This is a genomic window from Limnohabitans sp., from assembly GCF_031538885.1.
Lineage (GTDB): Bacteria > Pseudomonadota > Gammaproteobacteria > Burkholderiales > Burkholderiaceae_C > Limnohabitans.
On sequence record NZ_JAVKLW010000095.1, the window covers coordinates 1 to 12,594 of the forward strand.

Annotated in this window: 12 protein-coding genes; 6 read left to right on the forward strand and 6 right to left on the reverse strand. The window is 56.3% G+C overall.

The genetic code is table 11. The features are described 5' to 3' along the window. Positions 1 to 298 (forward strand): 30S ribosomal protein S20 (rpsT, locus tag RMS03_RS07585; RefSeq protein ID WP_310626474.1); only part of this gene is annotated, 298 nt, incomplete at its 5' end. Positions 299 to 442: 144 nt separating this feature from the next. Here rpsT and RMS03_RS07590 read toward each other — a convergent pair. Beyond that, the gene (locus tag RMS03_RS07590) at positions 443 to 763 is read right to left on the reverse strand and encodes a DUF3579 domain-containing protein (RefSeq protein WP_310626475.1); all 321 of its coding nucleotides are present in this window, start codon (positions 761 to 763) and stop codon (positions 443 to 445) included. A gap of 198 nt (positions 764 to 961) precedes the next feature. Between RMS03_RS07590 and RMS03_RS07595 the strand changes: the two genes are divergently transcribed. The 3 genes from RMS03_RS07595 to RMS03_RS07605 are packed head-to-tail and all read left to right on the forward strand — an operon-like array spanning position 962 to position 3,407. After that, positions 962 to 2,176 (forward strand): aspartate aminotransferase family protein, encoded by a 1,215-nt coding sequence (locus tag RMS03_RS07595; RefSeq protein WP_310626476.1) that lies wholly within the window; start codon positions 962 to 964, stop codon positions 2,174 to 2,176. Continuing rightward, positions 2,161 to 3,102: an ornithine carbamoyltransferase gene (argF, locus tag RMS03_RS07600; protein ID WP_310626477.1), complete on the forward strand. Its 942-nt coding sequence runs from the start codon at positions 2,161 to 2,163 to the stop codon at positions 3,100 to 3,102. The genes RMS03_RS07595 and argF overlap by 16 nt, the downstream gene beginning before the upstream one ends. Next, positions 3,102 to 3,407, forward strand: coding sequence for a YkgJ family cysteine cluster protein (locus RMS03_RS07605; RefSeq protein WP_310626478.1), 306 nt, complete (start codon positions 3,102 to 3,104; stop codon positions 3,405 to 3,407). The genes argF and RMS03_RS07605 overlap by 1 nt, the downstream gene beginning before the upstream one ends. A 4-nt stretch (positions 3,408 to 3,411) precedes the next feature. Here the strand turns inward: RMS03_RS07605 and RMS03_RS07610 are convergent, their stop codons facing one another. Beyond that, positions 3,412 to 4,632: an FAD-dependent monooxygenase gene (locus RMS03_RS07610; RefSeq protein WP_310626479.1), complete on the reverse strand. Its 1,221-nt coding sequence runs from the start codon at positions 4,630 to 4,632 to the stop codon at positions 3,412 to 3,414. An 87-nt stretch (positions 4,633 to 4,719) separates the two neighbouring features. Between RMS03_RS07610 and RMS03_RS07615 the strand changes: the two genes are divergently transcribed. Both RMS03_RS07615 and yegQ read left to right on the forward strand, forming a co-directional pair. Beyond that, positions 4,720 to 5,697 (forward strand): tripartite tricarboxylate transporter substrate binding protein, encoded by a 978-nt coding sequence (locus tag RMS03_RS07615; RefSeq protein WP_310626480.1) that lies wholly within the window; start codon positions 4,720 to 4,722, stop codon positions 5,695 to 5,697. A 31-nt stretch (positions 5,698 to 5,728) separates the two neighbouring features. Further along, positions 5,729 to 7,096, forward strand: a complete 1,368-nt coding sequence (yegQ, locus tag RMS03_RS07620) for a tRNA 5-hydroxyuridine modification protein YegQ (RefSeq protein ID WP_310626481.1) — start codon at positions 5,729 to 5,731, stop codon at positions 7,094 to 7,096. Between the two features lie 9 nt (positions 7,097 to 7,105). Here the strand turns inward: yegQ and RMS03_RS07625 are convergent, their stop codons facing one another. Genes RMS03_RS07625 through RMS03_RS07640 form a run of 4 tightly spaced genes read right to left on the reverse strand, consistent with a single transcriptional unit; the run spans position 7,106 to position 12,475 of the window. Beyond that, complete coding sequence (locus RMS03_RS07625) at positions 7,106 to 7,579, reverse strand: toxin-activating lysine-acyltransferase (protein WP_310626482.1); 474 nt, start codon at positions 7,577 to 7,579, stop codon at positions 7,106 to 7,108. 24 nt (positions 7,580 to 7,603) lie between these two features. Continuing rightward, on the reverse strand, positions 7,604 to 8,977 hold the full coding sequence (locus tag RMS03_RS07630; RefSeq protein WP_310626483.1) for a TolC family outer membrane protein: 1,374 nt from the start codon (positions 8,975 to 8,977) through the stop codon (positions 7,604 to 7,606). Then, on the reverse strand, positions 8,967 to 10,346 hold the full coding sequence (locus tag RMS03_RS07635) for an HlyD family type I secretion periplasmic adaptor subunit (RefSeq protein WP_310626484.1): 1,380 nt from the start codon (positions 10,344 to 10,346) through the stop codon (positions 8,967 to 8,969). Before RMS03_RS07635 ends, RMS03_RS07630 begins: the two co-directional genes overlap by 11 nt. Beyond that, a complete protein-coding gene (locus tag RMS03_RS07640) occupies positions 10,343 to 12,475 on the reverse strand; it encodes a type I secretion system permease/ATPase (protein WP_310626485.1) in 2,133 nt (710 codons plus the stop codon). Before RMS03_RS07640 ends, RMS03_RS07635 begins: the two co-directional genes overlap by 4 nt. Between the last annotated feature and the right edge of the window lie 119 nt (positions 12,476 to 12,594).

Here is a 12,594-nt window from a genome sequence, read left to right on the forward strand (position 1 = left end):
GGCTTCAGCTAAACCCAAGAAAAAAAACCCGCGCCTGGCATCAGGCCGTAAACGCGTCCGTCAGGACATCAAAATCAACGCTGCCAACACCTCGTTGCGCTCGAAGTACCGCACTGCGGTGAAGAACGTCGAGAAAGCTGTCTTGGCTGGCGACAAAACCAAAGCCACCGAACTGTTTGCCAAGATGCAAGCTGTTGTGGACACGATTGCTGACAAAGGCATCTTCCACAAGAACAAAGCCGCTCGCGATAAGAGCCGCTTGTCCACCAAGGTGAAAGCCTTGGCACTCACCGCCTAATTTATTAGGCAACCAGCCCGGGCTGATTCTTCAGCCCGCCGTTTGTAACGGGTGCGCTGTCAACAAAGAAAAAACAAAAACCCGCTCTTGAGCGGGTTTTTTGTTGCCTGTTGGTTTTGAAACCTCGTCCCGACAGGCGCGGATTTAGGCGGCGGGGGGATGTTCAGGCAGCAAGCAAGCCTCGACCACTTGCAAATTATTGTCTTTGGCGAAGTTCATCACGAAGTTCCAAGCCATGGGTTCTTCATCGCGCAAGTCGGTGTGAACAATGACGCACTTGTTGTTGTCCAGCGTGTTGGGCACACACCAAGGTGAATAGCTCAGATGACTACTGGGGGTAGCACCACCCGGGCGAAATTGGCTCATCACGCCGGCCAGACGTTCGGCCCAGTCGCCGGGACGAAAGGTGCGTCCTTCTTGGGTAATCCCCAGAATAAAAACTTCTTTGGTGGAGTGTGAAACCATCGGGTAGAGGCTGAAAACGGTTGCTTGGCAAAAGGGGGGTTTCCCTCTGTTGCTCGGGTTCAAGTATTCTATCTTATATAAGACCCGAAGCCTGGGTATACCCCTAAGTTGCCTCGGTTTTGTCACGGCTGTGCCTCTAAAATCATGCGTCAACGGCTCAACCTTCGTTGAGTCGTTTTTATTTTCAGGAGTTCACGCATGTCCGTTTTCATTGAAGCCGCCTCACCGCACACCATGAACACCTATGGTCGATTGCCAATCGCACTCACCCATGGTCAAGGTTGCCGAGTGTGGGACGTCAATGGCAAACAATATTTAGATGCTCTCGCAGGCATTGCGGTGAACACCCTCGGGCACAACCATCCCGAGTTCGCGCCCGCGCTGCAAGACCAAATCGGTAAGATCATCCACACCTGCAATTACTTCCATGTGCCGGATGCCGAAAAACTCGCCGCCAAGCTGGTCGAGTTGTCCAACATGACCAATGTGTTCTTCTGCAATTCAGGCTTAGAAGCCAACGAGGCCGCGATCAAGCTCGCCCGCAAGTTCGGGCACGACAAGGGCATCACAAATCCCAAAATCGTTGTGTATGAAAAGGCTTTTCATGGACGCAGCATTGCCACCCTGAGCGCCACAGCCAATGTCAAGCTGCAACAAGGCTTTGGCCCTTTGCTGGAAGGTTTCATCCGCGTCCCACTCAACGACATCGAAGCACTGAAAAACGCCACAGCCAACGACCCCGATGTGGTGGCCGTGTTCTTTGAAACCATCCAAGGCGAAGGCGGCATCAACCCCATGCGCGCAGAGTACCTGCGCGACGTGCGCGCCTTGTGCGACAAACAAGACTGGCTCTTGATGATCGACGAAGTGCAGTGTGGCATTGGTCGCACGGGCAAATGGTTTGCGCATCAATGGGCAGGCATCGTGCCTGACGTCATGCCACTGGCCAAAGGCTTGGGGTCTGGTGTGCCAATTGGCGCGATGGTGGCAGGCCCCAAAGCCGCCTACATCTTCCAGCCCGGCAACCACGGCACCACCTTTGGCGGCAATCCACTGGCCATGCGTGCAGGTGTCGAAACCATTCGCATCATGGAAAAAGATGGCCTGCTCGAAAACGCTGCCCAACTGGGGGCGCATTTCCACCAGCAACTGACCGCTGCTTTAGGCGGCCTCAAAGGCATCAAAGACATTCGTGGCCAAGGCTTGATGATTGGCATTGAGTTGGATCGCCCTTGCGGTGTGTTGCTCAAGCAAGCCACGGATGCAGGCCTCATCATCAACGTCACCGCAGACACCGTGGTGCGCCTCTTACCGCCCCTCATCATGACCACCGCAGAAGCGGACGAGGTGTTGAGCATCCTCGTACCACTCATCCAAACCTTCTTGGCAGAAGCCCCATGCCCCACGCGCTGAAACATTACCTGCAATTCACCGACTTGTCGGCGGACGAATACAGCTACGTGTTCCAACGCGCGGCACTCATCAAAAAGAAATTCAAAGCCTACGAAAAGCACCACACCCTAGCGGACCGCACGCTGGCTATGATTTTTGAAAAAGCCTCCACCCGCACACGGGTGAGCTTTGAAGCGGGCATGTACCAACTCGGTGGCTCGGTGGTTCACCTCACCACGGGTGACAGCCAGCTGGGTCGCTCGGAACCCATTGAAGACAGCGCCAAAGTCATCAGCCGCATGGTTGACTTGGTGATGATCCGCACCTATGGGCAAGACAAGATCAGCAGCTTCGCAGCCAACTCGCGTGTGCCCGTGATCAACGGATTGACCAACGAGTTTCACCCCTGCCAAATCATGGCGGATTTGTTCACCTTCATTGAGCACCGTGGTTTGGCTGTGCACCCCCTTGAATGCCTGCAAGGCAAAGTGGTGGCGTGGGTGGGTGATGGCAACAACATGGCCAACACCTGGTTGCAAGCGGCCGACATGCTGGGCTTCACCGTCCACGTCAGCACCCCCAGTGGCTACGAAGTGAACCCTGCCATTGCAGGCCTGAGCAATAGCCACTGCTACAACGTGTTCGACAACCCCATGCAAGCCTGCGAGGGCGCTGACCTCGTCACTACCGACGTGTGGACCAGCATGGGCTACGAGGCCGAAAACGAAGCACGCAAAAAAGCCTTCGCTGATTGGTGTGTGGACAGCGAGATGATGGCCGTGGCCAAACCCAACGCCCTCTTCATGCACTGCTTGCCCGCGCATCGCGGCGAAGAAGTGTCCGCCGACGTGATCGACGGCCCGCAAAGCGTGGTGTGGGACGAAGCCGAAAACCGCATGCATGTGCAAAAAGCACTCATGGAGTACTTGCTGCTGGGTCGTCATTGATGTCGGCCTGTACCTGTTGCGGCGCTTGCTGCGCCAGTTTTCGGGTGGATTTCAGCGTGGAAGAAATGGACACGCACGGCGGCTCGGTTCCCACAGGCTTGGGCCAAGAACTCACCTCAACAATGTGCCGCATGCGCGGCACCGACTACTCGCCGCCACGCTGCGGCGCACTGAGTGGCAAAGTAGGCGAGAAAGCCACCTGCGGCATTTACGAATGGCGCCCCTCCCCTTGCCGAGAGTTTGAAGAAGGCAGTGACGCTTGCCAACGGGCGCGGATGCGCCACGGCTTGGCAGCGTTGAACTAAAAAATCAGTGTGTGCGGTAGCCGTAGAGCCAGGGCAGGTCCATCAAGCGCTGGCCCATCAGGCGCAAGCCCATGTCACGCCCCACACGCATAGGCCCTGTGGCGTGGAATAGTTGCCCATTGCGCACCGCGCGCGCCTGCACACGCGCATTGCGCTGCCAGCGGCGTTGCGCAAATGCTTGCAAATGCTGCGGCACATCCTCGCTCGCCAGCTGTGTGAGCTGTGCTGCCAACGCTGCTGCGTCTTCAATCGCCATCCCAGCCCCCTGCGCGAGGTAGGGCAACATAGGGTGCGCGGCATCGCCAAGCAAAGCCACACGTCCTTGCGCGTGTTGGTGGGCACCCCGCATGGCAGGCCTGCCGCACAAAGGCCACAAACGCCAGTCGCTGCAAGCAAGCATCAAATCCATCAATGGGACACACGCGTCGCGCAAGGCATATTGCAACTCAGTCAGGGTTTGCGTTTGCGACTTTTGTGCATTCCATGTCTGCAACGCTTGCAAGTGATTGGCATCGTCATCCAACAGTCGACCTTCAGCCAAACACACCACGTTAAGGTAGCCACCACCGCGCACGGGGTAGCTCACCACATGCGCTTGCGAGCCCATCCACACCGACACGTCTTGGCTGCGCACATGTGCAGGTAAATTAGCTTGCGCCACCAATGCGCGGTAAGCCACGTGGCCCGTGAAAGCTGGCAAACCATCGCCCAACAACTGCTGTCGCAGCGGACTCCACACCCCATCAGCGACAACGGCAAGCGTTGCTCTGTGCTGTTGCAGCTGTGCGTGCTGCATGACATCGAACACCGCTTCATGCGGGGATTGGCCCACCTTCTGCACCACCGCATCACTGTGCACGTGCACCCCCTCATGCACCGCGGCTTGCAACAACAAGCTGTGCAAATCTGCACGATGGAGGCTGATGTAGGGTGCGTCATAACGTGCGGCGGCATCCTTGAGGGGCAGCGTCGCCAACACTTCACCTGTACGCATGCTGCGCGCATGCAAGCCCGAAGGATATGCCGCGACTTGCTTGAAAGCCTCCCCCAAACCCCAGGCTTGCAAAATACGCGTCACATTGGGGCCAAGCTGTACGCCTGCGCCCACTTCTGAAAACTCAGCCGCACGCTCAAACACGGTGGCGTGCCAACCTGCACGTGCAGACGCAAAGCCTGCCGCCATGCCAGCAATGCCTCCACCTGCGATCAACACATTTCGATTCATGTACGTGATTGTGCTATGCCTGAAGCGCTCAAAAAATCTAGCGTTTAGCCTATGATTTGGAGCATCCAAGAAACTAGGAGACCCACCATGAAACGTCGCACCCTCATTCAAGCTGCCGCTAGCACCAGCTTGTTGCCACTGTTTGCACAGGCCCAAGACAAATACCCCAACCCCAGCAAAACCGTTCTGTGGATTTGCCCCTATGCCGCAGGCGGCAACGCCGACAGCCGCTCACGCCAAGTGGCCAAGGCCATGGGCACGATTCTGGGTCAGCCCATCATCATCGACAACAAAGCAGGCGCTGGCGGCAACATTGGCACCGAAGCCATCGCACGCGGCAAGCCTGATGGCTACACCCTCGGCATGGGCAACTTTGCACCCTTGGCGGTGAACCAAGCCTTGTTTAAAAAGCTCAACTTCGACCCGCTCAACGACCTCGTCCCCATCTGCCTGATTGAGCGCGGCCCCCTCATCCTGATGGTGCGCAACGACTCGCCCTACAAGACGGTGAAAGACTTGGTGGCCACAGCCAAAGCATCGCCCGGCAAACTCAGCTACGGCTCGGGCGGCATTGGTGGCTCGCACCACTTGAGCGGTGCCTTGTTTGAACATGCGGCAGGCATCGACATGATTCACGCCCCCTACAAAAGTGGCTCAGCTGCTGCCACCGACTTGATGGGCGGCCAAGTCCACATGATGTTTGAACAGATGTATGCCGCCATGCCCTCCATCCAAGGCGGCCGCATGCGTGCGCTGGCCATCACCAACAAGAAGCGATCGCCTTTGTTGCCCAACATCCCCACCATGGGCGAACAAGGCTTCCCAGAGGTCGAGGTGCTCAACTGGCAAGGCTTGATCGGCCCCAAAGGCATGTCGCCTGAGTTGGTAAAGCAGCTCAACGCCGTGTGTAACCAAGCCCTGCAAACCGCCGAGGTGAAAGAAAAAATCTTGAGCCAAGGCAACGAAGTGGGCGGTGGTACGCCTGAGCAATTTGCGGCCCTCATCAAGGCAGAAGCCCCACGTTGGGCGAAAGTCGTGCGGGATGCGAAAATCGACCCTGAATGATTTTTAGCTGCCCTGTCAGCAGCACACTTGTATGACCACACTCAAAGCCCCCGAGCTCCTGCTGCCCGCAGGTTCGCTCGACAAAATGCGCGCCGCGTATGACTTCGGCGCAAACGCCGTGTATGCGGGTCAGCCTCGCTACAGCTTGCGCGCGCGCAATAACGAATTCCGTCTCGAGCAAATCGGCATCGGCATTGCCGAAGCCCACGCACGCGGCAAAAAATTCTTTTTGACCAGCAACTTGCTGCCGCACAACGACAAGGTGCGCACCTACCTGCGTGACATCGAGCCCATCATTGCCATGAAGCCAGATGCGCTCATCATGGCCGACCCCGGCCTCATCATGATGGTGCGTGAGAAGTGGCCTGAGGTGGACATTCACCTCTCGGTGCAAGCCAACACCGTCAACTGGGCGGCTGTGAAGTTTTGGCAAAACGTGGGCGTCAAGCGCATCATCTTGTCGCGCGAACTCAGCTTTGACGAGATTGAAAAAATCCGCCAAGAGTGCCCCGACATGGAGCTGGAAGTGTTTGTCCACGGCGCACTGTGCATCGCCTACTCGGGCCGTTGTTTGTTGTCGGGCTACTTCAACCGCCGCGACCCCAACCAAGGCACTTGCACCAACGCCTGCCGCTGGAGCTATGGCACCCAAGCCAGCGCCACCGACCCCAACACGGGCGAAGCCATGGCCGTCCCCATGGAAGGCGACTTTGACTTTGCCAAGTCGCAACAAGAAGCCGAGTCCAGCTTCTCGTCCTGCGGCACCGGTGAGCGCCACCCTGCGGCCGACAACATTTACTTGCTCGAAGAGAAAGGCCGCCCCGGCCAACTCATGCCCATCATGGAAGACGAGCACGGCACCTACATCATGAACAGCAAGGACTTGCGTGCCGTGGAGTACGTGGAGCGCCTCACCAAAATTGGCGTGGACTCCCTCAAGATCGAAGGCCGCACCAAATCGCTTTACTACGTGAGCCGCACCGCGCAGGTGTACCGCCGTGCCATTGACGATGCCGTGGCTGGCCGCCCCTTCAACCCCGAGCTCATCACCGAGCTTGAAGGCTTGGCCAACCGTGGCTACACCGCCGGCTTGATGGACCGCCGCCCTGCTAACGACTACCAAAACTACGAGACAGGACACTCCATTGCGCACCGCAGTCAGTTTGTGGGCGAGGTGCGTGCCGTGGCTGATGGTTGGGCAGAGATTGAAACCAAAAACAAGTTCTCGGTGGGCGACACGATTGAAATCATTCACCCCAGCGGCAACCGCAAGGTCAAGCTAGAGCAAATGAAAGACAAAAACGGCGCGTCTATCGACGTGGCTGCGGGCAGCCCCACGCATGTGTGGATTCCTATCGATGGGCCTGCGGAAGGTGGGTTGTTGGCGCGGATGTTCTAAGCGCGCCGTTTAAACGGCAGGCCAAGTCATAGCCTTGACTTGGCCATTTGCCCCTAGCGTGAATTGGTGAATCTCTTGACCTGCAAACACAGATTCACGCAAATCCTTCATCACCTCTTGCATGCCACCAAAGGGCGTACACAGGTCAACAATCCAAATCTGCTCACCAGACTTCCAATCTGAGGCATTCAAGTGATGGGGAGCTTGCTGGTAGCGCTTAGCCACATCTTCAGACAATCGTGCCCACGATACATAAGCTACAGGTGCGTTGTCTCGCATGAACAACTTCGCTTGGTCGAGCACTAACGCAGGCATCACACGCCACTCCAACTCACTGAGCAAGGTATGGCGCGTCGCACTTTGTTGCAGCATCAACCAACTCACTGCGCCAAGCAGGGGGATTTTGCTCATCACACGTTGCGCTTGCGCCTTCGCATAGGCGGCTAAATCTTGCGACTCTTGGTCGTTCAATGGTGTTGTCATTTCGGCTTCTTTCTTGATCGCTGCTTATCGTGCGGCTTGGGTTTGAAACTTTGGCACGGTGGACTGCATTGGTTGCATCAATCTCTCTAAAGCAGCCAAGTCCTCGCCCTCGAGTGAACCTGTCGTCGCTTTGAGCTTCAAACTCTGCATCACGGCCTCCACACGAGCCTTACTCAAATCACGCATCGCCACATACAGTTGCTGCTCCGCATTGAGCACATCTGGGTTGATGCGTGTGCCCACCTTGAAACCAATTTTGTTGGACTCTACCGAGTTTTGGCTTGCCTCCACCGCAGCCTCCAAAGCCTGCACTTGTGCTTGTCCATTCATCACGCCCGCAAACGCTTGCCGCACTTGACTGCTGGCATTGCGTTGTGCGCCTGTCAATTCCTCTTTGGCTTTTTCCTCCAAAGCGACCGACTCTCGCACTTTGGATTGCGTTGCGCCGCCTGCAAACAGCGGAATCGTCAACTGCACACCACGTTGATGTGACAAGGTTTGTGTCGCCAAATCCGCAGGCGAACTCAAAGAGCCCGAACTGTAGTTGCCTACACGATTGGCCACCAGGTCCAAAGTTGGCGCATGTGCGGCCATGCTTTTCGACACTTCTTTGCTCGCAACGGCCAAGGCTGCTTGTTGAATCCGAATCTGTGGGTTTTGACTCATGGCCATATTCAGCCAATAGTTCAACTGTGTGGCATCCAAGGCAGGCAAACTCTGGGTCAAGGCCATTGGCGGCAGAGGGATGTACTCACCGATGAGCTTTTCCAACTCGGCCTGTTTGGCCGTTAAGTCGTTCATAGCCGTCACACGTTGCGCCAAACTCAAGGCCTGCTTGGCCTTCGCCTCGTGGACATCCGTGATGGTGCCCATACCCACCTCAAACATGCGTTGTGCCAACGTGAGTTGCTCCGTGATGGCCTGCAACTGAGCCTCGGCCACTTGCACACTTTGCATCGCCACTTGCACATCCAAGTACACCTGTGCCGTGCGCACAACCAACTCTTGTTCGGCCAGTGCAAACTGCTCTTTGGCCTGCACCACCTGCGCATCCGCTTGCGCATAAGCAGCCCAATTGCCCCAGCGAATCAACGGTTGTGTGATTTGCGTTGTCCAGTTCCATGCGCGTATGTCGCGCGTGACATACGGTGCCGCAGAAAACGAGGCCTCACCCACTTGGTGATTTTTATTTGCCACCACATTCACCGTCGGCAGCAACCCTGCACGTGCTTGTGGCAGCTTCTCAAGCGCTGCTTCCAAAGCTCGGCGCGCTGCCCCGCACTGATTGTCCTGTGCCCTCGCCTTTTGATACACATCCATCAAAGACTGCGCTTGGCAATGCCAGCATGCTCCCAACAACCCATAGCAGCACAGCAGTGAAAGCAGCTTATCTCTCACGCAACGCCTCCTGCTTGTAACGCAACATCGGGGCCAACAAATACTCAATCAAACGGCGCTCGTCCGTACGGATATCTGCCGTCACATTCATGCCTGCCGTCACCAGACCTTTGCGGCCATTGACAGCATTAGGCGTTTCGGTTTGCGTCAACTTGATACGCACGGGATAGACAAGCCCTAGTTTTTGGTCTTGCACCGCATCGGTGCCCACCCAGAGCACCTCGCCTTCGATATAGCCATAGCGCGTGAAATCGTAGGTTTCAATCTTGTTGATCACCCGTTGCCCTGCGTGCAAATGTCCCACATCACGGTTCATCACCTGTGCTTCGATCTCCAATGGCGTGTTCTCTGGCACCACGGTCAGCAAGGGTTGCGCAGCCGTCACCACGCCGCCCACGGTCGTGACCGCGAGTTGCTGCACCACACCATCAATCGGCGCCCTTAAGGTTTGTTGTGCCCAACGCTGATTGGCCTTGATCAACTCCTGATGGGCTGCATCGCGCTTCTTCACCGCCTCGACCAACTCGGTACTGGTGCGCGCCTTGAACTCGGCCAAAGCCTGCGACCGTTGCTCTACAGCCGCTTGATAGTTGGCCGTGGATTCTTTGAGCCGACTGCCCTGCACCGCCAACTCTTTTTGTGCATTGATGAACTCCAGCTTCGAATCAATCACCGTGGTTTGTGCGATGTGCCCTGTCTTGGCCAGATCCTCCCGCATTTTGAATTTTTGTTCGATCAGTGGCAGGCTGCTCTGCAATTGCGTCACATTGGTTTGAATCGCCTCCACATCGGCTCGGCGCTTACTCATGTCCGCATCCAACGACGCCATCTTGGCCAGTTGCTCTGCATGGCGGCCTTGCAAAATAACATTTTGATTTGCCACAATTTCAGCAGGCATCCCTGTCGGTGGCACAAAACTTTTCTTGCTTCCCAATTGCGCCGTTGCTCTCAGCACATCGGCCTGTGCCTCCCAGTACTCACGCTGTACACGGTCGCGGTCAGCACCTGTGCTGGTGGGGTCGAGTTCAATCAACACATCGCCCGCACGCACCGCTTGCCCATCACGCACATGTACGGCACGCACCACTCCAGGTTCGAGCGGCTGAATCACCTTGCTCTTGCCTGCGGGAATCACCTTGCCTTGTGCAGACACCACAATGTCCATCGCGGCGAAACAGGCAAACAGCAGTGCCACGGCCGTCATCGCACAAATGCCCAGCGAGGTCATACGCACCACATACGACGGTGGGCGAATCTGCATGGCGAGCGCGGCAGAGCTGAACGGGTTAAGCGCAACAGGCTTTTGAACCATCGCCTCGTTCACCACAGCCTCACCTGCACCCTCTGTTGATTTAGGAACTTCACTCATGCGACAACACTTTCAACTTCTAACACCTGATGCGCTCTGTACAACGAGGCATAGCGCCCACCCTGGCCCATCAACGCTGCGTGGTTTCCTGTCTCGATCAAACGCCCCCCATCCAACACCAAGATGCGATCTGCCAAACGCAACGTTGACAAACGATGGGCCACGATCACCACCGTCCGCCCCTTGGTGATCGAAGCCATGTTGTCGTGAATCAGCCGCTCACTCTCATAGTCCAGCGAGGCGGTAGCTTCATCTAGCAGTAGCAACTTGGGGTTGGTTGCCAAGGCACGGGCAATTGCAATACGTGCCCGCTGCCCACCGCTGAGTTTGCTGCCACGCTCACCAATCACCGTGTCATACCCTTCGGGCAACTGCAAAACAAACTCGTGCGCACCCGCCAATTTGGCAGCATTCATCACCGCCTCCATGCTCAGGCTGGCATCAGCCAAGGCAATGTTCTCGCGCACACTGCGGTTAAACAACAAGGTGTCTTGCCCCACCACACCCATTTGGCGGCGCAGCCATGAGGTATCCACCAAATTCAAATCCATACCGTCCATCAAAATGCGGCCACGCTCTGGCGTGTACAAGCGCTGCATCAAACGCATCAGCGTGGTCTTGCCCGCACCCGACACACCCACCACACCCACCACTTCGCCGGGTTGAATTTCAAAACTCAAATCCGTCAACACCTCAGGTGACTTGGGACTGTAGCGAAACCCCACATGCTCAAACGTCATGCGGCCCTGCACATCAGGTGGTGTGGAGCGGTTGGCTCTGAACGCAGGCTCTGGTGGTGCGTCCATGATGTCGCCCAAACGTTTGATACTTACCTTCATCTGCGTGAAGTCCTGCCACAGCGAAGACAGCTTCAAAATAGGCGCATTCACACGACCACTGAGCATATTGAATGCAATCAAGCCCCCCACGGTCAAATCACCATCCATCACCAAACGCGCACCCAACCACAGCAACGCCACCGTCAACACCTTGCTGGCCATCGCAATGAACTGGTTCGTGGCATTGCCCAAGTGCCCACCTTCAAACGAGGTATGCACATAGCTGGCCAAACGCCGCTCCCACTCGCGCTGCCACTGCGGCTCTACCGCGTGGCTCTTGAGCGTCTCCATCGAAGTCACCGTCTCCACCAAATACGCTTGGTTTTCTGCACCCAAGGCAAACTTGTCTTCCAGTTTTTTGCGCAGCAGCGGCGTGATGACAGCCGATGCCCCAAAGAACACAGGCAAAGCAGCAATCACCACCAGAGTTAACGCCACGCTGTAATAAAACATCACGCCGAGGTAGACGATGGCAAACAACAAATCTAGCCAACTGGTCAGCGCCTGACCTGTCAAAAAATTGCGTGCGTTGTCCAACTCACGCATCCGCGCCACCGTGTCACCACTGCGGCGGCTCTCAAAATACGACAGCGGCAAATGCAACAAATGTTTGAACAGCTTGGCACCCAACTCCACATCTACACGGTTGGTGGTGTGGCTGAGCAGGTAGTGACGCATCGCGCCCAGCGTCACCTCAAAAACACTCACCCCCAACAAAGCCACCACCATCACATCCAATGTGGACAGTGTGCGGTTGGTCAACACCTTGTCGATCACCACCTGAAAAATCAACGGCGTGATGAGCGCGATGATTTGCACAAACAACGAAGCAATCAACACCTCACCCATCAAACGTTTGTATTTTTTGAGTGACTGCCAAAACCAGGCAATGCCAAATGCGTCTTGACGGGCAGCGCTCTCGCTGTCACCGACCTGCTTCAGGCTCGGCGTGGCCTCAATCCACTCACCCGCAAAGAGTTGGTCAAACTCTTGCAGCGTCACTTGATTGGGCATGCTTTGGCCGGCTTTTTGCAACACCACTTGTGTGCTCTCTGGGTCTGCCGTGATCAGTATCGTGCCGACCAACATCATGCCGCCATCATTCGTGGGCATCAAAGCAGGCAAGCTTGCAACTTGCAATCTATCGCGTGTGCCATGCTTCAAACTCGCCTCAAACCCCAAGGTGTGCAACGCTTGCAGCGCCTCACCCACCCCAAACACTTGCGGCTGACCGTCTTTGTCATAACTGGCAAATTGGTGTTTGAGCTGCTCTAGGGAAGGTCTGCACAACGCATGAATTTGTAGCGTGACTTGTTACGGACTTCACGATGTGCAATTGTGTGCGTCGATAGCACGATTTTTCGGCGTAAGAGACCCATTTCGTCATCCCACCTTTGCCCTCAGGCCCC

Coding starts and splice junctions, on each gene's coding strand:
- RMS03_RS07590 (WP_310626475.1), bottom strand. CDS start 763: ATGGTTTCACACTCCACCAAAGAAGTTTTTATTCTGGGGATTACCCAA.
- RMS03_RS07595 (WP_310626476.1), top strand. CDS start 962: ATGTCCGTTTTCATTGAAGCCGCCTCACCGCACACCATGAACACCTAT.
- argF (WP_310626477.1), top strand. CDS start 2,161: ATGCCCCACGCGCTGAAACATTACCTGCAATTCACCGACTTGTCGGCG.
- RMS03_RS07605 (WP_310626478.1), top strand. CDS start 3,102: ATGTCGGCCTGTACCTGTTGCGGCGCTTGCTGCGCCAGTTTTCGGGTG.
- RMS03_RS07610 (WP_310626479.1), bottom strand. CDS start 4,632: ATGAATCGAAATGTGTTGATCGCAGGTGGAGGCATTGCTGGCATGGCG.
- RMS03_RS07615 (WP_310626480.1), top strand. CDS start 4,720: ATGAAACGTCGCACCCTCATTCAAGCTGCCGCTAGCACCAGCTTGTTG.
- yegQ (WP_310626481.1), top strand. CDS start 5,729: ATGACCACACTCAAAGCCCCCGAGCTCCTGCTGCCCGCAGGTTCGCTC.
- RMS03_RS07625 (WP_310626482.1), bottom strand. CDS start 7,579: ATGACAACACCATTGAACGACCAAGAGTCGCAAGATTTAGCCGCCTAT.
- RMS03_RS07635 (WP_310626484.1), bottom strand. CDS start 10,346: ATGAGTGAAGTTCCTAAATCAACAGAGGGTGCAGGTGAGGCTGTGGTG.